The organism is Kribbella sp. NPDC002412 (assembly GCF_053592935.1).
This window is the reverse complement of record NZ_JBSFBL010000088.1, coordinates 1-21,816: the sequence shown is the minus strand read 5'-3', so window position 1 is coordinate 21,816 and position 21,816 is coordinate 1. Positions and strand designations below refer to the sequence as shown.

Genomic DNA, 21,816 nt, shown 5'->3' with positions numbered 1-21,816 from the left:
GCTATTTGGAGCAGATGCAGCTCACCACCGCGTCGCTGGCCGACCTGCCGGCCGACGCCCTGCCCGCCGACACCCGCAGCAGGCTGTTGAACACGTTCCGCTCACGCCGGAGATAATTGGGTACCGGGGCCCCATGGGAGTCATGGTGTTCGCCCCGATGCCGCAGCTCACCGTGACGGTGGAGCGGCACGGAGAAGAGCCGGAACTGCACCTGCACGCGGGCGGCCAGGGGTTGTGGCAGGCCCGGATGATCTCGTCCCTCGGCGTGCCGGTGACGTTCTGCGCGGTGATCGGGAAGGGCGAGGTCGGCCGGGCGCTGATCTCGCAGATCGACTCCGAGGGACTGGAGCTGAAGCTGGTCCGCCGGCACGCGGACAGTGGATGGTACGTCCACGACCGGCAGGGCGACGAGCGCAAGGTGATCGCCGAGAACCCAGGCACACCGCTCGGCCGGCACGACGGCGACGACCTCTACGCGCTGGCGCTGTCCGAAGGCCTGAAGGCGGGCCTGTGCGTGCTGAGCGGAGCCGCCGACCCGTCGCTCGTCCCGCCGGACACGTACAGCCGGCTCGCGACCGACCTCCGCCGGAACGGCGCCCGGATCGCCGCCGACCTGTGCGGCGATCACCTCACCGCGGTCCTCGAAGCGGGCGCGGACTTCATCAAGATCAGCGACGAGGAACTGCACGACGACGACCTGGCGGACAAAGACGACGAGCAGTCGATCGTCAAGGCCGCCCGACGGCTGCAGGACCGCGGCGCCGAGACGGTCGTGGTCAGCCGGGCCGAGAAGCCCGCGATCGCGCTCATCGAGGACGACGGGTACCGAGTGCGCGTGCCCGAGCTCACCGTGCGGGACCACCGGGGCGCCGGCGACTCGATGACGGCCGGGGTGGTCGCCGTACTGGCCCACGGCGGCGACATGCGGGAGGCCATCCGCACGGGCGCCGCGGCCGGAACCCTCAACGTCACCCGGCACGGTCTCGGCTCCGGCCGCGCCGACGCGATCGCCGAGCTGGTCAAGCTGGTCGAACTCGAGCCGCTGGAGTCCTCGTGAGTCAACGGGTCCTGATCACCAACGACGACGGCATCGCCTCCCCCGGCCTGCGCGTCCTCGCAAGCGCGGCCCGCGACGCCGGTCTCGACGTCGTCGTCGCGGCGCCGTCCGAGGAAGCCAGCGGCGTGAGCGCGGCGCTGAGCGCCTACACCGACGACGGCCGGGTTGCGATCACCCGCACCGACTTCGACGGCATCCCCGCGTACGGCGTCGCCGCATCGCCGGCGTACATCGTCGTACTGGCCACTCTCGACGCCTTCGGACCAGCGCCCGACCTGGTGATCTCCGGGATCAACCGCGGCGCCAACGCCGGCCGGGCGATCCTGCACTCCGGGACGGTCGGGGCCGCCTTCACTGCGGCGGCGTACGGAATGCCTGCGCTGGCCGCGTCGCTCGACGTGCTCTCCCCGCTGAGCGCCGATCGCGGTGGAAACGCGCTCAAGGTGCTCGACGAGGCCAGCGACGAAGCGCACAACTGGTCAGCCGCCGCGCACTACGTCCGCGAGCTCCTTCCAAGGCTCGAGGAGCTGGCCGACGGCTTCGTGCTCAACCTGAACGTGCCGGACCGACCGACGGACGCCGTGAAGGGCCTGAAGACCGCGACCCTCGCCACCTTTGGTCAGGTGCAGATGGCGGTCGCCGAGGCCGGTCAGGACTTCGTGCGTACGTCGGTCGAGGAGAACCGGGCCCGCGCCGACCAAGGCACAGACCTCGCCCTGCTCACCGACGGCTACGCGACGCTCACCACCGTGCGCGCAGTCGCAGAGCTCACCTAGCGACCAGTTCGTACACGGACAGCAGCTCGGGCAGCAGCACCGACCAGTCATAGCGCTGTACGGCGCTCAGCCCGGAGACGCGGAGCTTGTCGCGCTCGTCCGGCGTACTGAGGAGGCGCAGAGCCCGGGTGGTGAGCTCGTCGGCATCACCTGGTTCGAACAACTCCCCCACTCGGCCACCGTCGAGCACCTGCCGGAACGCGGGCAGATCGCTGGCGAGCACGGGCGCGCCGGCCGCCATCGCCTCGAGCAGGACGATCCCGAAGCTCTCGCCGCCGAGATGCGGCGCGATGTAGAGGTCCGAGCCGGTCAGCATGTCGGCCCGGGCGGCGTCGTCGACCGCGCCGAGGAAGTCGACGTTGGCGCGACAGCTCTCCGGCAGCGACCGCCGCGCCTCGTCCGCCTGGCCGGTGCCGGCCACGAGGACCCTCAGACCGGGGCGTTCGGCAACCAAGGCGGGCACGGCCTTCAGCAGCACGCCGAGCCCCTTGCGCGGTTCGTCCATCCGGCCGATGAAGCTGATCGTGCCGTCGGCGCCCTGCCACTCCGGCCGCGGCGTCCCCCGGAAGCGGTCGGTGTAGAGGCCGTTCGGGATCACCACCGCCTCGCCGCCGATGTGCTGAACCATCATCGAGCGCGCGGCCTCCGAGACCGCGATCCGGGCGTCGATCTTCTCCAGCGCCGGGCGCAGCAGCCCGGCCGCGGCGCTCATCGCGCGGGACCGGACCTGCCAGGTGTGGAAGGTGGCGACGAACGGCCCGCCGGCCGACCACAGCGCGATGATCGACGCGCTCGGCGTGGTCGGCTCGTGCACGTGGACGACATCGAAGTGCCCGTCGGCCAGCCAGCTCTTCACCCGGGCAGCGGTCCGCGGGCCGAAGGTGACCCGCGCGACGGACCCGTTGTACGGGACCCCGACCGCCCGGCCGGACGAGACGACGTACGGCGGCGCCGAGTCGGTGTCGTCGACGGGCGCAAGCACGGACACCTCGTGGCCGACCGCAAGCAGCGCCTCGGCCAGGTCCCGGACGTGGTTCTGCACCCCACCGGGCGTGCCCAGCGAGTACGGGCACACCACACCGATCCTCACGGGACGATTCTTACTCCTCGAGGAAAATCCTCTGCAGCATGTGCCAGTCCTGCGGGTGGGCGGCGATCCCCTTGGCGAACGCGTCGGCGCAGCGCTGGGTCATCGCGGCGATGCCGCCGTCCGGGTCGATCGTGTCGTGGAACGTGATCACCAGATCCGGACCGTCGTAGTGCAGGGTCGCCGGGATCAGTGGCGCGCCGGTCCGCAGGCTCAGCGCCGACGGGCCGCCGGGCATCCGCGACGGGCGGCCGAAGAACGTCACCGGGACGCCGCGCTCCGACAGGTCCCGGTCGGCGACCAGGCAGACGAACCCGCCGGCCCGCAACCGCGCCGCGAGGATTCCGGTGACGTCCTCGTCGCCGCCGGTGAGCGGGAGGACCTCCATGCCGAGCTTCTTGCGGTAGGCAATGAAGCGGTCGAACAGCGACTCCGGCCGCAGCCGCTCGGCCACCGTCGACACCGGCATCCCGGTCAATCCGGCCCAGGCGCCGGCGTGGTCGTAGTTCGCCAGGTGCGGCAGGGCGCAGATCACCCCGCGACCGGCCGCGTAGGCGTCGCGGAGCAGCTTCTCGTTGACCGTGCGGACCCGGCCGACGATCTCCTCGTCGGTCCACTCGGGCAGCCGGAACGCCTCCTGCCAGTAGCGCAGGTACGACCGCAGCCCGGCTTTGGTCAGCGCGTCGAGGTCCGCGTCCGGGTTGACCACGGCCAGGTTGCCGCGCAACCGCCGTACCCCACGCCCGTTCCGGCGGAAGGTCCGGTCGGCGGCCCGTTGGAACAGCCAGGTGACGACGCCCTCGGGCAGGCGGCGCACGAGCGTCCACGCGATGGCGAAGGCCAGGTCGACGGCCCGGTGCCGGACGCCGTCCATCACGTCAGTTCTTGGTGTCCGGGTCGGCCGGTGGCGGCGGCGGGGTGTCCAGGCCGGCGTTCGCGGGGTCGGCCAGCACCTGCCTGCGCACCGACAGCGACCGCTGGACCACCGTGATCGTGCTCGCGGCGGCGACGTACCAGATCACGATCTGCAGCAGGATCGGGAGGTTCAGCACGTCGGAGAAGAACGCGAGGACCAGCGTGAACACCAGCCGGTCGGCGCGCTCGGCCAGGCCGCCGCTCGCCTTCAGGCCGAGGCTCTCGGCCTTGGCCCGCGCGTACGACGTGACCGCGCCCATCACCAGGGCCCACAGCGTCACCGCGGCCATCAGCGTCGAGTCACCCTCGCGGGAGTTGGCGTAGTACATCACCAGGCCGCCGAACACCGCGCCGTCGCCGATCCGGTCCAGCGTGGAGTCCAGGTACGACCCCCACTTCGACGAGGTCCCCGACGTCCGCGCCATGTAGCCGTCGATCAGGTCGGAGAACACGAAGCAGGTGATCACCACGACGCCCAGCCAGAGCTGGCCGCGCGGGAAGAAGATGAGGGCACCGGCGGACACCCCGATGGTGCCCACCAGCGTGACCACGTCGGCGCTCACGCCGAGCTTGAGCAGGAGGTTGGCGATCGGGGTGATCACCTTGGTCCAGAACTGCCGGAATCTGTTAAGCATGGCGACGCGATCGTAGTCGAGCCGGATCACCATCCGGTCACACACCACCCAACCGGCGGCCGAACCCGCGTGACGAACCTGCGCGAGAACCCGTTTCGCGGGATGCTGGTGGCAGCACGTGTGGGGCGAGGAGGTGGGCCGGCATGCGACGGACGCGACAGCTGGGCGCCATCGCCTGTGCCGTCGCTCTCGCCGCCACTGGCTGCTCGGTCGCCCGCAACGCCGACGGCGCCCGGCCGCCGCTCCCCAGCCCGTCACCACAGCCGGCCGTCGTACCCACCGTGGTCGCCCCGCCGCAGGCCGAAGGACTCGACGGTACGGCGGGCGCACCCGGACCTCAGGTGTGTACGACGATCACCCGCACCCTGACCGCGTCACTCAACGTCACCGTCACCGCGAAGCCGAATGCCTGGAACGACGGTGGCCTCCCCGCGCTCGACCTCTGCACGCTCGTCGTCGACGGCCGGCCGCTGACGATCGGTGTCAGCGCGCTCCCCCGCCAGTCCGACTCCCTCGAGCGGCTGCTCAGCGGCGCCGCCTCCCGCGAACCGCTGTCCGAGCTCGGCCCCGACGCCCGGATCGCGGACTCGCTGATCGTCTTCCCGGCCACGGACCGCGCGGTGCGGATCACGGCTCCCGGTGGCATCGACCGGGCCAAGGCCGTGGCGATCGCGTCGGCCACGCGGGACGCCGTACCGAAGGCTCTTCGGAACGCCCGGCAGTCCGACTCCGCGTGCCAGGTGTCGAACTCGGCGGCCGAGCAGTTCGTCGGGGCGCACGTCCAGCTGCGGCGGGACTACCGGGTGAACGGCGCGCTCACGTGCATCTGGGGCACGTTCGACTCGACGGTGGCGATCGTCGAGGCGTTCGACCAGGAGACCATCCCAGAGGCGCAGCGCGTGCCGCCGCCACGGCTGGCCCCGATCGGCCAGCCCGGCTACTACCTGCCCGACGAGGGCGAGCTGGTCTTCCGCCAAGGCCGCCGCGTCGTCCGGGTCACCGGCCTCACCAACCCGGCCCGAGCGATCCCCCTCGAGACCCTCCTCGGCCTTGTAGACCCGCTCCTACCGCTCTTCCTGCGCTGAACTTTCCGGTCCAGACCGCAATCCAATCGCCACCGCCATTGGGGGTGGTGGTGCATGAGCGGGTTCTCCGCCCCGAGACGGGGGCGATTTTTGCGGGCGGCAACTTTCTGGTGCAGACCGGCATCCAACCACCGACGAATCCGAAAGAGGGGGAGGTCCACAGTGACCAAATGGGCGAAGTACGGCGGCGGTCTGCTGGCGGCGGGCGTACTCAGTGCGGGGATGCTGGCGACGAGTCCGGCGTCAGCACAACCGAGCAGCAGCACAACTTTCCAGGTGGCGGCGGCGGCCTGCCAAGTCTCCGTTGGATCGGTGACCGCCGGCGGCGACCACCGTTTGCAGACCTTCTCGGCGACGGGGGCGAAGGTCGCCGACAAGATCGTTGCCAAGGACATCTACCCGGACGGGCAGGTGCGGCTGAGCGCGACCTTCCGGTACGGCGCCAGTGAGGTCGGCGCCGAGGATCACCGCGGCCCGGTCATCATGGGCTCGACGATGTACGACACGAGCTACCTGACGCCGGCCGGCGGCGGGACCGTCTCGCAGAAGCAGGTCACCCGGGTCGGATCGGGCTGGGGGGTCTACCGCACTCTCGACCGGTCCACGTACGTCACCGCAACGAAGCAGCGCGACACCGAGTACTCGCTGCACACCGACGGCACGATCTACCGGCGGAACGTCACCTACAAGAACGGCGTTCCGTCCCGGCAGATCACCGGGTACCAGTCCGGCTACAAGGGCGTGAAGGCGATGACCCTGATCAGCCAGACGCCGACGTACGACACCTTCCTGATGACGCTCACCAGCGGGAAGCTCTACACCGCGCGGCTGCCGCTGGCCGGTGGGCACCTCATCCCGGGCGTCGTGAAGCAGGTCCGTCCCGCGACCTGGCAGGGGTTCGAGTCGCTGGTGGCGGCGCCGTGCGGTACGGGCACGCTGCTGCTGGCCATCGACAAGGACAGCGGCTCGGGGTACCTGTACTCCGTCGGCCACGCGAACGGCACCGCGACGGCGATCAAGGGCCTCGGCAAGGTGCCGGGGTCCTTCACCGACCCGGTCTACTTCCACTGGAAGAAGTTCACCGACCCGCACCTCGCCGGGGAGTAACCTAGCAACCGCCCCGCCTCGACTCCGAGGCGGGGCGGTTTGCCTTGTCTAGGGCTCGCTGGGCCAGGACTTTGCCAGCAGGGCTCTGGTGTCCGGGAGGAGCTGTGGCAGCACCTTGGTGTGGGCGATGGCCGGCATGAAGTTCGTGTCCCCCGACCACCGCGGTACGACGTGCTGGTGCAGGTGGGCGGCGATCCCGGCGCCGGCGATCTCGCCCTGGTTCATCCCGATGTTGAACCCCTGGGCGCCCGACACCGTCCGGATCGCGTGCATCGCCTGACGGGTCAGCCTGGCGACGTCAGCGACCTCGTCCTCGGCCAGCTCGGTGTAGTCCGCGACGTGCCGGTACGGCACCACCATCAGGTGACCGGGGTTGTACGGGTACAGGTTCAGCACCACGTACGCCGTCGCACCCCGGTGCACGATCAGCGCGTCGGTGTCCGGCATGCCCGGCAGCCGGCAGAAGGGACAGCCCGAGCCGGCCTCGGAGCTGGTCGGCTTGTTCTCACCCTCGATGTAGGCCATCCGGTGCGGCGTCCACAGCCGCATGAAGGGATCCGGCACCCCGACGCCTTCCTGCGCCACCACCTCGTCCGGCGCGTACGGCGACTCCGGTACGGCGCCGGACGGCTGGTCGGGGGTATCCGTCATACCTGTACGCGCTTCGCGACTGCCTCGACGATCTCGCTGATCGCGTCCGCGATCGGCACGCCGTTCTTCTGCGAGCCGTCCCGGTACCGGAACGAGACCGAGCCGGCGGCCATGTCGTCGTCACCGGCGATCAGCATGTACGGCACCTTGGACTTCTGCGCGTTGCGGATCTTCTTCTGCATCCGGTCGTCGGAGGCGTCCACCTCGATCCGGATGCCCTGCGCCTTCAGCTTGGCGGCGACGTCGTACAGGTAGTCGACATGCCCGTCGGTGACCGGGATGCCGGTCACCTGGACCGGTGCCAGCCAGGGCGGGAAGGCGCCGGCGTAGTGCTCGGTCAGGACCGCGACGAACCGCTCGATCGAGCCGAACAGCGCGCGGTGGATCATCACCGGCCGCTGCCGGGAGCCGTCCGGCGCGGTGTACTCCAGCTCGAACCGCTCCGGCAGGTTGAAGTCCAGCTGGATCGTCGACATCTGCCAGGTCCGGCCGATCGCGTCCTTGGCCTGGACCGAGATCTTCGGGCCGTAGAACGCCGCGCCGCCCGGGTCCGGGACCAGCTCGAGACCGGAGCTCTCGGCCACCTCCCGCAGCGTCTCGGTCGCTTCGTCCCAGACCTCGTCGGAGCCGACGAACTTGTCCGGGTTCTTGGTGGACAGCTCGAGGTAGAAGTCGTCCAGGCCGTAGTCGGCGAGCAGGCCGAGCACGAACGTGAGCAGCGCGCGCAGCTCGTCGCGCATCTGCTCGCGGGTGCAGTAGATGTGCGCGTCGTCCTGGGTGAAGCCGCGGGCCCGGGTCATGCCGTGCACGACGCCGGACTTCTCCATCCGGTACACGGTGCCGAACTCGAACAGCCGCAGCGGGAGCTCCCGGTAGGACCGGCCGCGGGCGCCGAAGATCAGGTTGTGCATCGGGCAGTTCATCGGCTTCAGGTAGTAGTCCTGGCCCTGCTTGCGGACCTGCCCGTCCGCGCCGCGCTCCTCGTCCAGGTGCATGGGCGGGTACATGCCGTCGGCGTACCAGTCCAGGTGGCCTGAGGTCTCGAACAGCTGGCCCTTGGTGATGTGCGGCGAGTAGACGAACTCGTAGCCGTCCTCGACATGCCGCTGGCGGGAGTAGTCCTCCATCACCTTGCGCAGCACCCCGCCCTTGGGGTGGAACACCGCCAGGCCGGAGCCGATCTCGTCGGGGAAGCTGAACAGGTCCAGCTCGGTGCCCAGCTTGCGGTGGTCGCGCTTGGCGGCCTCCTCCAGGCGGGTCAGGTACGCCTTGAGCTCGTCGCGGGACTCCCACGCCGTCCCGTAGATCCGCTGCAGCTGCGGGTTCTTCTCACTCCCCCGCCAGTACGCCGCGGCGGTCCGCATCAGCTTGAAGTTGCCCAGGTATCCGGTCGCGGGCACGTGCGGGCCGCGGCACAGGTCCTTCCAGGCGACCGAGTCGTCGCGCCGGATGTTGTCGTAGATCGTCAGCTCGCCGCTGCCGACCTCGACGCTCGCACCCTCGGCCGCGTCTGCCGCCGAGCCCTTGATGCCGATCAGCTCCAGCTTGTACGGCTCCGCGGCCAGCTCGCTGCGGGCGTCGTCGTCGGAGACCACCCGGCGGCTGAACCGCTGCCGCTCCTTGATGATCTGCTGCATCTTCTTCTCGAGCTTGCCCAGGTCGTCCGGCGTGAACGGGGTGGGTACGTCGAAGTCGTAGTAGAAGCCGTTCTCGACCGGCGGGCCGATGCCCAGCTTGGCCTCCGGGAACAGCTCCTGCACCGCCTGCGCGAGCACGTGCGCGGTGGAGTGCCGGATGATCGCCCGGCCGTCCTCGGAGCCGGCCTTGACCGGCTCGATCTCGTCACCGTCCGCGACGACCCGGGACAGGTCGCGCAGCTCACCGTTGACGCGGGCGGCGATGGCGGAGCGGTCCTGGCCGAAGATTCCGGCGAACAGCTCCCCGATCGTCGTCGTCTCGGTCACACTCCGCTCAGCCTCGCCCTCGACGCCGATCAGATGGACCTTGACTTCCGGCACGTTCACTCCTCGGATCTCGACGGTCCGCGGAACTGCGGGCCGTTCACGCACAGATGGTATCGACTCCGGCACCGTGCCCCGACGCCGTATCCACAGGTCCGGGAACACCTGACGAAAGTAGGGGGTCGGACCAGCCGACCGCCGGATGTGGCAGGGGTGCCCGAATTCCTAGGTTCGAGTCAATCACTCGAACCAGGAGGGGACCCCCGGCGTGATCACGCTCGAAGGACTCACGAAGAGGTACGGCGACACCACCGCCGTGGACTCGCTCGACCTCACCGTCGCACCCGGCCAGGTGACTGGCTTCCTCGGGCCGAACGGCGCCGGCAAGTCGACCACCATGCGGATGATCCTCGGCCTCGACTCCCCGACGGACGGCAGCGCGCTGATCGACGGCCGCCCGTACGCCGCCTGGCCCAAGCCACTGGCCAAGGTCGGCGCCCTGCTCGACGCCAAGGCCCTGCACCCGCGCCGGAGCGCACGCAACCACCTGGTCGCGATGGCGCAGAGCAACGGCATCCCGGTCAGCCGGGTCGACGAGGTGCTGTCGGTCGTCGGCCTCGACTCGGTCACCCGGAAGCGGGCCGGCGAGTTCTCGCTCGGCATGGGCCAGCGGCTCGGGATCGCGGGCGCCCTGCTGGGCGACCCCGAGGTGCTGATGTTCGACGAGCCGGTGAACGGGCTCGACCCGGACGGCGTGCGCTGGGTCCGCCGGCTGATGCGCTCACTCGCGGCCGAGGGCCGGACCGTGTTCGTGTCCAGCCACCTGATGAGCGAGATGCAGCAGACCGCCGACCAGCTCGTCGTGATCGGCAAGGGCCGCCTGATCGCCGACGCACCGGTGGCCGAGGTGATCGCCGGGTCGTCGCGTACGACCGTAGTCGTACGCGTCCCGGATCGTGCGGACCTCGTCGTACTGCGCGACAAGCTCACCGCTGAAGCCGAGCGGGTCGAGTCGGCGGACGACCGGCTGATCCTGACCGGCGTCCACGTGGAGCGGGTCGGTGATCTCGCGCATGAGCTCGGTGTCCGGCTGCACGAGCTCCACACCGAGCATGCCTCGCTGGAAGAGGCCTACATGGAGCTGACCGCCGACAGCGTCCAGTACGGCGTGGCTTCATGAGCGACGCGATTCTGCACTTCACCGAGGAGCTGATGTCGTCGTGGTGGATCTACCTGGCGCTGTGGGGATTCGCAGCGCTGGACGGGTTCTTCCCGGCGGTTCCGAGCGAGACGCTGGTCGTCACGGCCGGCGTCTTCGCGGCCACTGGTGAGCCGAACCTGTGGGGCGTCATCGTGGTCGCCGCAGCCGGCGCCTTCGTCGGTGACCACCTCTCCTACTTGCTCGGGCGGGGCGCAGGCGGCCGGCTGCTGGACCGTCTGCAGCCAGGGACCAAGCGCCACGCCATGGCCCTCTGGGCGCAGCGATCGCTCGCCGAACGCGGCGGGCTGGTGCTGGTGGTCGCCCGCTACGTCCCCGGCGGCCGGACCGCCGTCACGCTGACGATGGGGTCGGTGCGCTACCCGCTGCGCAAGTTCTCCCTCTTCGCCGGAATCGCTGCCGTCAGCTGGGGAACGTACTGCGCGCTGGTCGGCTACATCGGCGGCAAGGCCTTCGAGGACAACCCGCTCAAGGGCGTCATCCTCGGCATCGGCCTGGCCCTCGCGCTCACCTTGATCGTCGAGGTCGTCCGGCACCAACTCCGCAAGCGTCAGCCTCAGGCTGAGGTCGAGCCCGAACTCGTGGAAGCAGGCGAACGATGACCACCGCAACCCTCACCCTCCAGTCGAGGCCGCACCTCAGCGACGCGGTACGGTCCGAATGGACCAAGCTCTGGACCGTCCGGTCGAGCTGGCTGAACATCGGGTCCGCTCTGCTGCTGGCGGCCCTGCTGGGCCTCCAGTTCGGCCTGGGTACGGCGTACGACAACGACCACCCGGAGGCCGGGCGGGTGGTGGGCCCGGAGGCGGTCGGCGGGTTCGGCATCTCGGCCACGCTGATCCTGCAGGTGATCGTCGCCGCGTTCGCCCTGCTCACAGTCACCTCGGAGTACGCGACCGGCAGCATCCGCTCGACCGTCCAGTGGACTCCGGTACGGCGGAACGTCGTACTGTCCAAGGCGGTCGTGCTGACCCCGGTGTTGTTCGTCTACGGGGTCCTGCTCGCGACGGTCGCGGCTGTCGCGGGAGGCGTGATGGCAGGGTCCTGGGCCGACTGGGAGCTGCAGCCACTCGTGACGGACGTGCTGTCGGTCGCCTTCTACCTCACGGCGGCCGGTCTGTTCGCCGCCGGGATCGCCTGGGTGATCCGCAGTACGGCGGGCACCCTGACCGCTGCCTTCCTGCTGCTCATGGTCCTACCGCTGATGCTCGGCCAGAGCGGGCTGCGCGTGCTGGTCTGGATCGCCGCTCTGCTCCCCGGTGGCGCCGGCCAGAACTTCCTGAGCGGCACCACCGACCCCCTGTCCCCCACTGTCAGCGTCCTGGTCCTCCTCGCCTGGACCGCAGCCGCGCTGGTCGTGGGCTCGCGAGTCCTGACCCGCCGCGACGCCTAGAAACACCGAAGTCGCCCAGACCATGGCGGTCTGGGCGACTTCGTGTCGGGTCAGCGCGGGACGTTCAGAGCGATGGTGATCTGCTCGGACACCTTGGCCGCCAGCTCCAGTGCTGCCCGGCGGGTGGCCGGCTGCAGCGCGGAGTGGTCGAGCGGGCCCTCGGCCGCGATGTGCATGTCGGTCGGGATGTCGATCACAGCGGCCGCACGGGACTCGAAGTACGGGCGGAGCTGCTTCTCGACCTCCTTGTTCACGTCGCCGGGACCGTTCGACACCGCGATCACCGCACGACGGATCAGCCGCTGCGCCTCCGGGCCCTGGTTGTCCAGCTCCTCCAGCATCTGCACGGCGGCCGCGCAGGACAGGCTCTTCCACTTGATCGGGATGACCAGGGCGTCGGCCGCCTTCATCGCCTCCCGCCAGTTGCTGGAGCCCTCGTTGTTCCCGGTGTCGATCACCAGGACCTTGTAGAACCGGCTCAGCAACCGGTGGATCTGGTCGAAGTCCTTCGCCTCGATCTGCGCGTACGTCGTAGTCGCAGACGTCAGCACGTCGTACTGACCGGCCACCTGGTGCCGCAGGTACGCCGCCACGTCGCCGAGCCGGGCGTCCGGCTGGGTCAGCATCGGCATCGCCTGCAGCATGTCCGTCACAGTGGACCGGCTGTTCGTGTCGTGCGTGCGCAGGTGCATGTTGCCGCGCAGCTCGTTGTTGTCCCAGGCCACGACGCCACCGCCACGGGCCTGGCCGAGCGCACCGGCGAGCAGGAGCGTGGTCGGCGTCTTGCCCGAACCGCCCTTGGGGTTGGCGACCACGATCGTCACCGGACGCCGGAAGGCGGTCGCAGCGGTCGCACGCGCGATCCGCTCCAGCCGCTCGGAGCTACCGGGACGCAGCCGGAGCACACTCCGCACGCCGCGCTCCGCCGGAGCCTCCCGCGGCAGCGGCAGCGCCTGGATCAGCTCGTCGGTCCGGTACGACACCTCGCGCTGCTGCGGGGCCTGCTGACCGGGGATGCCCTGCGGGAAGAAGTGCTGGGCCTGCGGAGACAGCTGCTGCCCACCCTGCGCCGGGCCTGCGGCCGCCGGACCGCTGTTGAAGCCGGCACCGGAGCCGTGAAAAGCCGAGCCACCGAACGCCTCGCCCGCGGCACCAGCACTCGCGGCGCCGGCAGCGGCCGCGCCTTGAGCACCGGCGCCTCCGGCGCTGTGCGCACCGCCAGCTCCAGCGCCTTCATCACCGGCTGCGCCGGAGCCCAGCGCGCTCCCGGCGCCGGAGCCGTGCGCACCGGCGCCGGCTTGGTCCTCCTCGTCGTACTCCTTCGGCTCGCTCGCGGGCTGGGTCCACGAGTTGCTCGAGTCGGCGGCCGGCTGCGCCCAGGAGGGGGCGGGCGGCGTCGAGGGGACAGGCGGCTGGGCCCAGGGCGCTGACTGGCCCTGACCGGACGGACGGGACCACGAGTCGCCTGGGAAGTCCTCGGACAGCGCGTCGGGCTGCTCGTCAGGCTTCTCCACGGGTTCGGGGTCGCTCTGGGGCGCCTGGTTCGGGTCCGGCTGGGTCCAGGAAGGGGTCGGTTGCCACATTCTCCGGACCTCGGCCGCCGCCGCTTCCCGGTCCTTGTGCTGTCCGGAGTTGTGCGAGTCGGTCACGACCTGGATCCCCGATTCTGTGAGAGGGGGCCAGTGGGCCCCAGAGGTTACTGGATCGATTCCGGAGGGTGAGGCCCCCGGGAAGGCACCACTATCCCATGACCGGGTGTCCACAGGGCGTCACCACCCGGAGCGTCGGCACCCCGGATCAGCCGGTCACCAGACCCGCCTCGTAGGCGACGATCGCGGCCTGGACCCGGTTCTTCACGCCGAGGCGGAGCAGCACGGCGCTGACGTAGGCCTTGACCGTGCCTTCGACCAGGTAGAGGCGCTGCGCGATCTCGGCGTTGGACAGGCCCGCACCGACCAGACCGAGCACTTCCAGCTCCCGCGGGCTGAGTACGGCGACCTGCTCCTTGGCAGCCGCGGCCCGGGCCATCGCTCCCCCACCCGATCCCGCGCTCAGCTCGGCGATCACGCGCTGCGCCACCCGCGGCGACAGGTAGGCGGCGCCTTCCGCGACAGCTTTCAGGCCGGCGATGAGCTCGCGCGGATCGCCCGACTTGAGCAGGAAACCGCCGGCCCCGTCGCCGAGCGCGCGGGCGATGTAGGCGTCCTCGGAGAACGTCGTCAGGATCACGACCGCGGTGTCCGGCATCGTGCGCCGGATCTCCGCGCCGGCGGCCAGCCCGTCCATTCGCGGCATCCGGATGTCGAGTACGGCGACGTCCGGCCGGTGCCGCCGTACCGCTTCGATCGCCTCGGCGCCGTCGGCCGCCTCGGCGACCACCTCGATCTCGTCGTCGGTCCCGAGGATCGCCCGGACGCCGGCCCGCACCATCGCCTCGTCGTCAGCCAGCAGAACCCTGATCACGCAGTCATCCTGTCTCGGTCGTCGGAGTCACTGAGCCGCTCTGCACCATCGCCTTCGCGACCAGGACGCCGTCGGCGAAGCAGAGCCGGTAGGCGTAGGTGATGGAGAACGGCGCGTCCGGGCGGTAGTAGCGGCAGGTCCAGCCGGCCGGCGGGTCGTAGCCCTCACCGGGCGGGTCGATCATCTGCATCGCCGGCAGCACCTTCTCCACCTCACGCTCCGGCTGGCCGACGGTCAGAGCGTCGTACTCGCTTGGTCGCAGGATCGAGCTGTAGCCGGTGATCAGGTAATAGCCCAGGGCAACCACTCCGATCACCGCACCGAGGATCAGTGGCGCCGCGAAGACGGTGATCAGGCCGCGCCGGACACTGCGCCGTACCGTGGCCCGTTCGGCGGCGGCCGCGGACTCCGGTGGCTCTTCCGGCTCCGGTCGGCCCCCTGCGCGCGGCATCGTGGCCACGACCTCGAATCCACCCTGGTGCGGCCCGGCACTCAACGTGCCGCCCACGAGCCGGACCCGCTCCCGCAGCCCGTCCAGACCGCGGCCAGAGGACGGGACGGACTCCGGCACCGGTCGCACTGCGCCGGTGTCCACGATCCGCACGCGTACGTCGTCCGCCGCGGACGTCACGGTCACCGTCACCGCCGCACCGGGCGCGTGCTTGCTCGCGTTCGTCAGCGACTCCTGTACGACGCGGTGCACTGCGCGATCCACCATCGGCGACAGCTCAGCATCGCCCTCCTGGATCAGCCGCACCGACAGGCCCGACGCGGCCGCCCGCTCGACCAGAGTGGGCACGTCCTCGTCCCGTGGGACCAGTGGGGCCTCGGTGTCCCGCAGTACGCCGATGATGTCTCCGAGCCGGTCCGTCGCCGTACCTGCCATCTCCCGCAGCTCGGACGCGGCCCGGCGGTGCTCGTCGGGCAGCGATGGGTCCAGCTCCAGTGCGGCTGCCCTTAGCGCGATCAGGCTGAGCTCATGGCCGACCGAGTCGTGCATGTCCTGGGCGATCCTGGACCGCTCCCGGAGCCGTTCCTGGTCGATCGCCATCCGCTGCTCGCGCTCGATTCGCTCGGCCCGCTCCCAGCCTGCCGACGCGAGCAACGCCTGCTGCGCCCGGTAGCGCCCGATCAGCCAGGGCAGGACGACCAGCAGCAAGGCGAGCAGCAGCATCACCAGCCAGCTCAGCACCGCTTCTGTCGCCTGTTCCTCGCTGCGCACAGCCAGGCTGAGCACCAGCAGTCCGGCCAGCGACCAGCTGCACACCAGGACGAAGTGCTTGAGCTGTGTCTCCCGCCGCCCGGCCAGGTAGCTCAGCAGCGTGATCGCCGGGACCAGCGCGATCTGGACTCCGTGCGTCGTACCAAGGGCGAACGCGAGGATCACGATCTGCGTCCACGCCACCACGGTGAACGCGAGCAGCGGTCGCACCCGGCGGAGGAACACTCCGACGAACAGGACCGCGAAGCAGACCGCCTGGAACCAGAACGGGTCGCCGCGGGCGCCGCTCTCCGCGAGCACGAGGAAGCACAGCACGGCCCACAGGCCGGCATCTCCCAACCGCCGCCACGTCACGCGCCCGACGCTACACAGTCGGCGCCATCGCGCCGTACTGCCGAAAGTCAGGTCTTCAGTTGCCTTCGGCATCAACGAGCTCGAACGGGACGAGCGACAGGTTCGGCACGGCCTCGCCGCGCAGCTGGGCCATCAGCAGGTCGACCGCGCGCCGGCCCATCTCCCGCTGGTCCTGCCGGACGTGCAGGTACGGCGGCCCGCCGATCGAGTCCCCCGGTGAGTCGAAGCAGGCGACCACGTGCTCGCCGTGCAGCGCCCGGTCGACCATCCGCGCCAGGTTGTACTCACACGCGACGTACGCCGTCACCTGCGGCAACCGCTTCCGGAACGCGCGGATCACGTCGATGTCCGCCCGGATGCTGTCGGTCGTCGTCGACCCGGGCAGCGTGCTGCGCAGCTCGGTCAGCTCGTAGGCCTGGCCGCGCCCGGCGAACGCAGACCGGAAGCCGTCCAGGCGCTCCTCGATCGACGACGTGTTCACCGGCGGCGGCGAGACGAACGCGATGTGCCGGTGGCCGCGATCCAGCAGCCGGGACGTCAACGCCCGCGAGGCAGCCACGTTGTCGGTGTGCACCGCGGCGACCGGGATGCCGGACAGGTGCCGGTCGACGAGCACCACCGGGTACCCGTCCAGCACCTGCCGCAGCAGGCTGGCGTTGTAGTAGTCGCCGTGCACCGGGAAGACGATCAGCCCGTCCACCTCACCGGTCGCCACCAGCGAGTCCACTGCCTTCTCCTCGTCGGACTGCCGGCCGTGCGTCCGCCGTACGACGAGATGAGCGCCGTACTCCGCGCAGCGCTCCTCGATCGCGTTCAGCAGGTCCAGCCCGTAGGCCTCGGACATATCGGGTACGACGAACGCGACCGAGCGGGCCTGGTGCTTCGGCCGGGGCACGCGGCCCTTGAGCGGGACGGTGACTCCGGTCAGGTCGGGCAGGTCGCGCACCACGAACGTGCCGCGGCCGCGGATCCGCTCGACCAGGCCGGCCTCCCGCAGTACCTCGAGCGCCCGTTTCGACGTGATCCGGCTGACCTCGAACTGGGTCGCGAGCTCCATCTCCGACGGCACCCGGTCGCCGGGCCGCAGCGCGCCGCGGCGGATCTGCTCCAGGACATGGGTGCTCAGCTGCTGGTAGAGCAAGCCGGTTTGTCCGGTTGGCATACCAACATCATGTCGCATTGTCGGTGGCTGGTGGCAGCGTGGGTTGCCACGTCACCTGGAGGTGGTCGGGCATGCGAATCGACGGGAAACTCGCGGTCGTCACCGGAGCCGCGGTAGGGATCGGCCGGGCGATCGCGCAACGACTGGCGGCGGAGGGCGCCTCGGTGGTCGTCGCCGACATCGACACCGACGGCGGGCTGGCGACGTGCGCCTCGATCGGCGCCGCGGCGCGGTTCGTCGAGGTCGACATGCGCGACGACCGTGCGGTCGCGGACCTGATGGCATGTCAACCACAGATCCTGGTCAACAACGCCGGCGGCGGTCCGTCGTTGCGGCCCTGCTTTCCGGAGGCCACGGTCGAGCGCTGGTCGGCGTCGCTCGACCTGAACCTACGGGCGCCGATGCTGACCACGCAGCTCGCTCTGCCCGGCATGCAACGGGCCGGCGGTGGCGCGATCGTAAACGTCGGATCGACCGCAGGCGTGGGATTCGGGCCACATGTCTCACCGGAGTACAGCGCCGCCAAGGCCGCGCTGATCCGGCTGACCGCAGTGCTCGCTCCGCTGTCGGACAGCCACGGGGTCCGCGTCAACTGCGTGGTGCCCGACTGGGTCGGGACCGAGCGCGGTATCCGGGAGCGCTCGGAGCTTCCCGAGGACGAGCGCGGGCCCGAGCTCGTGCCGCTCCAAGACCTCACCGATGCGGTCATCCGCTTCGTCCAGGACGACACCCTGATCGGCCGCGTTCTCCTGCTGGACCGCGCCGAACGGCCCTTCTTCCTCAACTGAGACCCGGAAGCTGCTGCGGAGCGTCTTCACGAGGGGGCTCGCGCCGGTGATCTGCGAGGCGGTCGGCGCACGACGAGGAGTGGATCGGGCGCAGATCGTTCGTCAACTGGCGGGTGAAAGTCCGCTTCGGTTCCTGGTTAATTCCTGGTCCGGGCGGCTGCGGGCTGACAACATTCCCGCATGACCGCCACCCGGCCTTCGGTGCCCGCCTTCGCAGCCGTTCCCGTGGTGTCCGTCGCCGCCGTCGTCGGGGTTGTGCTCACAGCCCTGTCAGGGCGGTACGGGTACCACCGGGACGAGCTGTACTTCCTGGTGGCCGGCCAGAAGCTCGCCTGGGGGTATGTCGACCAGCCGCCGCTCACCCCGTTGCTGGCGCGGGTCTCGTCGTCGGTGTTCGGGAACACGCCGATGGGGCTTCGGGTGGTGTCGACGCTGGCGTGTGCGGCCACGGTCGTCGTGGTGGCGTTGATCGCGCGGGAGTTCGGGAGCGAGCGGCGTGGGCAGGTGCTGGCCGCGGTGTGTGCGGCGGTGTCGGGTTTCGTGCTGGGTGTCGGGCATCTGGTGTCGACCGCGACGTACGACCTGCTGGCGTGGATGTTGATCTGCTTGTTCGCGGTGAAGCTGTTGCGGACGGAAGACGGGCGCTGGTGGCTTGCGCTTGGTCTGACTGCGGGCATCGCACTGGAGAACAAGTATCTGGTGGTGCTGCCGGTCGGGGCGTTGCTGGTGGCTTTGCTGATCGTCGGTCCACGGAGTGTGCTGCGGTCGTGGTGGCTGCTCGCCGGTGTCGCGGTTGCGGGGCTGGTGGCGCTGCCCAATGTGCTCTGGCAGTTCCAGCACGACTGGCCGCAGCTCACCGTGGCCGGCGGCATCAGCGAGGACGACGGCACCGAGAACCGGATCATGTTCATCCCGCTGCAGCTCTTGCAGCTGTCGCCGTTCTTGATCCCGGTTTGGGTGGTCGGATTCCGGCGGCTGTGGCGGATGCCTTGGGCGAGGTCTGTCGCGTTGGCGTATCCGTTGTTGTGCGTCGTCGTACTCGCCGTGGGTGGGAAGTCGTACTACGCGTTGCCGTTGCTGCTCGTGCTCGTCGCCGCCGGGGCTGAGCGGGTTGCCTCGTGGTCGCGCGGGGTTGTGGCGGTCGGGCTGGCGCTCACGGCGGTGACGTCGGCCTTGTTCACGTTGCCGGTGGTGCCGGCGTCGGCGGTCGACTTCGTGATCCCGGTGAACAAGGAGCAGGGCGAGCAGATCGGCTGGCCCGAAATGGCCGCCGCTGTGGCCGAGCAATGGGATCAGATCCCGGCTGAACAACGCTCGACAGCCACGATCTTCACCGGCAACTACGGCGAGGCCGGTGCGCTGCGTCGCTACGGTCCATCGCTGGGGTTGCCGACGGTGTACTCGGGTCACATGAGCTTCGCCGACTGGGAACGGCCGACCGACACGCAGACCGGGCCCGTGTTGCTGGTCGAGCTCGAGCGATCACCGGCGTACGAGGCGCACTTCCGCGACTGCTCGGAGGTCGGCCGGATCGGCAACATCGTCTCGAACGACGAGGACGGCGCCGCGCTGGTGCGGTGCGCCGGTCCCGCCGAGCCCTGGTCAACTCTGTGGCCGAAGCTCCGGCGCTACTACTAGGGTGCTCGAATGCTTTCCATGGCCGACATCCCGGCCGGCGCCATCACCCTCCGAGACGACCGCCTCGGCACCCAATGGCAGGTCGAGCTGGCCGCCTTCCGCCTGGCGCGCCTCCCGGTCGTCGGCGAGGGCGACGTACCCCTCACCAACGTCAGCTGGCACGACGCGATTGCCCTGTGCAACGAGCTCTCCGCCGACTTCGGCCTGTCCCCGGCCTACCGGATCGACGGCTCGGAGGTCCTGTGGGACAGAGATTCCGACGGCTACCGCCTGCCAACCGAGGCCGAGTGGCAACACGCCTGCACCGCCGGCACCCCGGCCTACCGCTACGGCGAGCTCGACGACATCGCCTGGTACGCCGACAACTCCTCGGGCCGCGTCCAGCCCGCCGGCCGGAAGCAACCGAACGCCTGGGGTCTCCACGACATGCTGGGCAACGTCTGGGAATGGTGCTGGGACCTCTACGACCCAGACACCTACGGCTCCTACCGCATCTTCCGAGGCGGCGGCTTCGCAGACACCTCCCGCTCGCTCGGCTCCACGGTTCGCCGCCGCTCCCACCCCACCTTCGCCATCGAGGACCTAGGCCTTCGCCTGGCCCAATCCCGCTAGGTTCCTAGGGCTTGAGTGCAAGCTTGCCGACGGTTGCCCGCGCTTCCAGCTCGGCCAGCACCTTCGGCCCATCCGCCAGGTCGTACACCGTCGGCTCCCCCGGCGGGTAGACCCCGATCTCGATCAGCCGGTCCAGCTCCGCCATCAACTCGGCGAACATCTCCGGCGCATGCTGACCCAGCACCCCGATGTGCAGCCCGATCACGTGCACCTGGTGCTTGAAGTTCAGCTCCCAGTTGCTGACCGAAGCCTCACCCCCGGCAACGCCGTACACGATGACCTTCCCCGTCACCCGCTTGGCCACCTCGAGACTCTTGCCGAACGTCTCCCCACCCACCGACTCCAGTACGACGTCGACTCCCCGGCCGCCCGTCAGCCGCCGTACCTCTCTCACGATGTCCGCGGCCCGGTAGTCGATCACCTCGTCGGCTCCAAGCCGCCGTACGACGTCATGCTTCTCGGCCGACGCCGTACCGATCACCGTCGCCCCGTAATGCTTCGCCAGCCGAATCGCCGCCTGCCCCACCGCCCCGGCCGCCGCGTGCACCAACACCGTCTGCCCAGCCACCAACCGACCCAACGGCCGCAACGCCGCCAACGCCGTCGCCCAATTCAGCACCAACCCCAGCGCCTGCTCATCCCGCCACCCGGCCGGCACCCGCGCCAGGCTGCCGGCGCCCATCACCATGTACTCCGCGAACGCCCCAGACCCAGTCCCGATCACCCGCTCCCCCACAGCCACACCATCAACCCCGTCGCCGAGAGCAACAACCTCCCCCGCCGCCTCGAACCCACCCACATAAGGCACTTCAGGCCCGCCGTCATACGTCCCCCGAGCCTGCATCACATCCGCAAAATTCACCCCTGCAGCCCCCACCCGAACCAACACTTCCCCACGCCCAGCCCGCGGAACCACCCCATCCCCCACAACCCGCATCCCCCCGGCCCCCACCAACTCCTCAACCACCAAAACCCGCACCCCAACCCCTTCCTTCGATCCTCATCAAACTTCGACCATCATCACACAACCCCACCCCCACCCACCCGAAATCCCACACCCCGAACCCGACCGCGGCAGCAACACACGCTCACAGCCCACGCCGTCAACCAACCCAAGCCCGACACCCGCCCGCCCAGGACCATCCCAACCCGCTCACTCAGGCACGGCGAGCACGCCAGTTCCATTCAGCCGCCACGACGATCAACCCACGCCAGCCCCGACCGCGGCGCGCAACCCGCGCCACCCACTCGACAACGGCAAGCAACCCGACCCGGTCAGCCGACCGCGGCGATCCATGTCGGTCAGCGGTCGGCGGCGACCAGCGGCACGCCGGTCAGCAAGCATCGGCGATCAGCCCGAGCCGGTCAGCCGACCGCAACGGCCAGCCCATGCCCGTCACCCGACCGCCGGAGCCAACCCATACCCGTTCCGCCGACCGCCGGAGCCAACCCATACCCGTTCCGCCGACCGCCGGAGCCAACCCACGCCCGTTCCGCCGACCGCCGGAGCCAACCCACGCAGCCGAGCGAAGCGAAGGCCCAAGGGGGTGCGGGTGGCGGAGCCCCCGCTCGCGGCAAGCGAAGCGCAGCCGCACAACACGACGAAGGCGACCCGGTCCGCGCGTTCCGCGGACACGCGAGCAACGCGGCGACTCGTGCTGGCCCGGCTCGACCGGCTGCCGGCCGAGACG

The 21,816-nt window shown here is 70.1% G+C and carries 20 protein-coding genes; 10 read left to right on the top strand and 10 right to left on the bottom strand.

From position 1 onward, the window contains the following. Window positions 1-133: 133 nt before the first annotated feature. A complete protein-coding gene (locus ACWCOV_RS38870) occupies window positions 134-1,057 on the top strand; it encodes a 1-phosphofructokinase family hexose kinase (protein WP_449834389.1) in 924 nt (307 codons plus the stop codon). Further along, the gene (gene surE / locus ACWCOV_RS38865) at window positions 1,054-1,833 is read left to right on the top strand and encodes a 5'/3'-nucleotidase SurE (protein WP_449834388.1); all 780 of its coding nucleotides are present in this window, start codon (window positions 1,054-1,056) and stop codon (window positions 1,831-1,833) included. Before ACWCOV_RS38870 ends, surE begins: the two co-directional genes overlap by 4 nt. Here surE and ACWCOV_RS38860 read toward each other — a convergent pair. Genes ACWCOV_RS38860 through pgsA form a run of 3 tightly spaced genes read right to left on the bottom strand, consistent with a single transcriptional unit; the run spans window position 1,826 to window position 4,470 of the window. Beyond that, a complete protein-coding gene (locus ACWCOV_RS38860) occupies window positions 1,826-2,923 on the bottom strand; it encodes a glycosyltransferase family 4 protein (protein ID WP_449834387.1) in 1,098 nt (365 codons plus the stop codon). The genes surE and ACWCOV_RS38860 overlap by 8 nt on opposite strands. A gap of 10 nt (window positions 2,924-2,933) precedes the next feature. Next, window positions 2,934-3,794, bottom strand: coding sequence for a phosphatidylinositol mannoside acyltransferase (locus ACWCOV_RS38855; RefSeq protein ID WP_449834386.1), 861 nt, complete (start codon window positions 3,792-3,794; stop codon window positions 2,934-2,936). A gap of 4 nt (window positions 3,795-3,798) precedes the next feature. After that, window positions 3,799-4,470, bottom strand: coding sequence for a phosphatidylinositol phosphate synthase (pgsA, locus tag ACWCOV_RS38850; RefSeq protein WP_449834385.1), 672 nt, complete (start codon window positions 4,468-4,470; stop codon window positions 3,799-3,801). Window positions 4,471-4,613: 143 nt separating this feature from the next. Between pgsA and ACWCOV_RS38845 the strand changes: the two genes are divergently transcribed. Both ACWCOV_RS38845 and ACWCOV_RS38840 read left to right on the top strand, forming a co-directional pair. Continuing rightward, the gene (locus ACWCOV_RS38845; protein ID WP_449834384.1) at window positions 4,614-5,555 is read left to right on the top strand and encodes a hypothetical protein; all 942 of its coding nucleotides are present in this window, start codon (window positions 4,614-4,616) and stop codon (window positions 5,553-5,555) included. A 162-nt stretch (window positions 5,556-5,717) separates the two neighbouring features. Further along, window positions 5,718-6,662, top strand: coding sequence for a hypothetical protein (locus tag ACWCOV_RS38840; RefSeq protein WP_449834383.1), 945 nt, complete (start codon window positions 5,718-5,720; stop codon window positions 6,660-6,662). 48 nt (window positions 6,663-6,710) lie between these two features. Here the strand turns inward: ACWCOV_RS38840 and ACWCOV_RS38835 are convergent, their stop codons facing one another. Beyond that, entirely contained in the window at window positions 6,711-7,211 is a 501-nt protein-coding gene (locus ACWCOV_RS38835; RefSeq protein WP_449834391.1) for an HIT family protein, read from the bottom strand. 98 nt (window positions 7,212-7,309) lie between these two features. After that, window positions 7,310-9,331: a threonine--tRNA ligase gene (thrS, locus tag ACWCOV_RS38830; protein WP_449834382.1), complete on the bottom strand. Its 2,022-nt coding sequence runs from the start codon at window positions 9,329-9,331 to the stop codon at window positions 7,310-7,312. A gap of 211 nt (window positions 9,332-9,542) precedes the next feature. Here thrS and ACWCOV_RS38825 point away from each other — a divergent pair, with 211 nt between their 5' ends. From ACWCOV_RS38825 to ACWCOV_RS38815, 3 genes are read left to right on the top strand one after another with little or no spacing between them, the layout of a single operon-like run. After that, entirely contained in the window at window positions 9,543-10,454 is a 912-nt protein-coding gene (locus ACWCOV_RS38825; RefSeq protein ID WP_449834381.1) for an ABC transporter ATP-binding protein, read from the top strand. Further along, window positions 10,451-11,095 (top strand): DedA family protein, encoded by a 645-nt coding sequence (locus ACWCOV_RS38820; protein WP_449834380.1) that lies wholly within the window; start codon window positions 10,451-10,453, stop codon window positions 11,093-11,095. The genes ACWCOV_RS38825 and ACWCOV_RS38820 overlap by 4 nt, the downstream gene beginning before the upstream one ends. Then, a complete protein-coding gene (locus ACWCOV_RS38815) occupies window positions 11,092-11,886 on the top strand; it encodes an ABC transporter permease (RefSeq protein ID WP_449834379.1) in 795 nt (264 codons plus the stop codon). The genes ACWCOV_RS38820 and ACWCOV_RS38815 overlap by 4 nt, the downstream gene beginning before the upstream one ends. 50 nt (window positions 11,887-11,936) lie before the next feature. Here ACWCOV_RS38815 and ACWCOV_RS38810 read toward each other — a convergent pair whose 3' ends face one another. The 4 genes from ACWCOV_RS38810 to ACWCOV_RS38795 form a co-directional block, all read right to left on the bottom strand. Beyond that, window positions 11,937-13,535 carry a MinD/ParA family ATP-binding protein gene (locus tag ACWCOV_RS38810; RefSeq protein ID WP_449834378.1) on the bottom strand — a complete coding sequence of 533 codons (1,599 nt, stop codon included), beginning with the start codon at window positions 13,533-13,535 and terminating at the stop codon, window positions 11,937-11,939. A gap of 148 nt (window positions 13,536-13,683) precedes the next feature. After that, window positions 13,684-14,349, bottom strand: coding sequence for a response regulator (locus ACWCOV_RS38805; RefSeq protein WP_449834377.1), 666 nt, complete (start codon window positions 14,347-14,349; stop codon window positions 13,684-13,686). A gap of 4 nt (window positions 14,350-14,353) precedes the next feature. Next, window positions 14,354-15,925 carry a sensor histidine kinase gene (locus ACWCOV_RS38800; RefSeq protein ID WP_449834376.1) on the bottom strand — a complete coding sequence of 524 codons (1,572 nt, stop codon included), beginning with the start codon at window positions 15,923-15,925 and terminating at the stop codon, window positions 14,354-14,356. A 55-nt stretch (window positions 15,926-15,980) separates the two neighbouring features. Then, window positions 15,981-17,087 (bottom strand): GntR family transcriptional regulator, encoded by a 1,107-nt coding sequence (locus tag ACWCOV_RS38795; RefSeq protein WP_449834375.1) that lies wholly within the window; start codon window positions 17,085-17,087, stop codon window positions 15,981-15,983. A 71-nt stretch (window positions 17,088-17,158) separates the two neighbouring features. On the opposite strand from ACWCOV_RS38795, the gene ACWCOV_RS38790 reads away from it, so the two are divergent. The 3 genes from ACWCOV_RS38790 (at window position 17,159) to ACWCOV_RS38780 (ending at window position 20,125) form a co-directional block, all read left to right on the top strand. After that, window positions 17,159-17,875: an SDR family NAD(P)-dependent oxidoreductase gene (locus ACWCOV_RS38790; RefSeq protein ID WP_449834374.1), complete on the top strand. Its 717-nt coding sequence runs from the start codon at window positions 17,159-17,161 to the stop codon at window positions 17,873-17,875. 180 nt (window positions 17,876-18,055) lie between these two features. After that, window positions 18,056-19,513, top strand: coding sequence for an ArnT family glycosyltransferase (locus ACWCOV_RS38785; protein ID WP_449834373.1), 1,458 nt, complete (start codon window positions 18,056-18,058; stop codon window positions 19,511-19,513). Window positions 19,514-19,522: 9 nt separating this feature from the next. Further along, complete coding sequence (locus tag ACWCOV_RS38780) at window positions 19,523-20,125, top strand: formylglycine-generating enzyme family protein (protein WP_449834372.1); 603 nt, start codon at window positions 19,523-19,525, stop codon at window positions 20,123-20,125. A 4-nt stretch (window positions 20,126-20,129) separates the two neighbouring features. On the opposite strand, the gene ACWCOV_RS38775 is transcribed toward ACWCOV_RS38780, so the two are convergent. Beyond that, on the bottom strand, window positions 20,130-21,062 hold the full coding sequence (locus ACWCOV_RS38775) for a zinc-binding dehydrogenase (RefSeq protein WP_449834390.1): 933 nt from the start codon (window positions 21,060-21,062) through the stop codon (window positions 20,130-20,132). Window positions 21,063-21,816 lie beyond the last annotated feature (754 nt).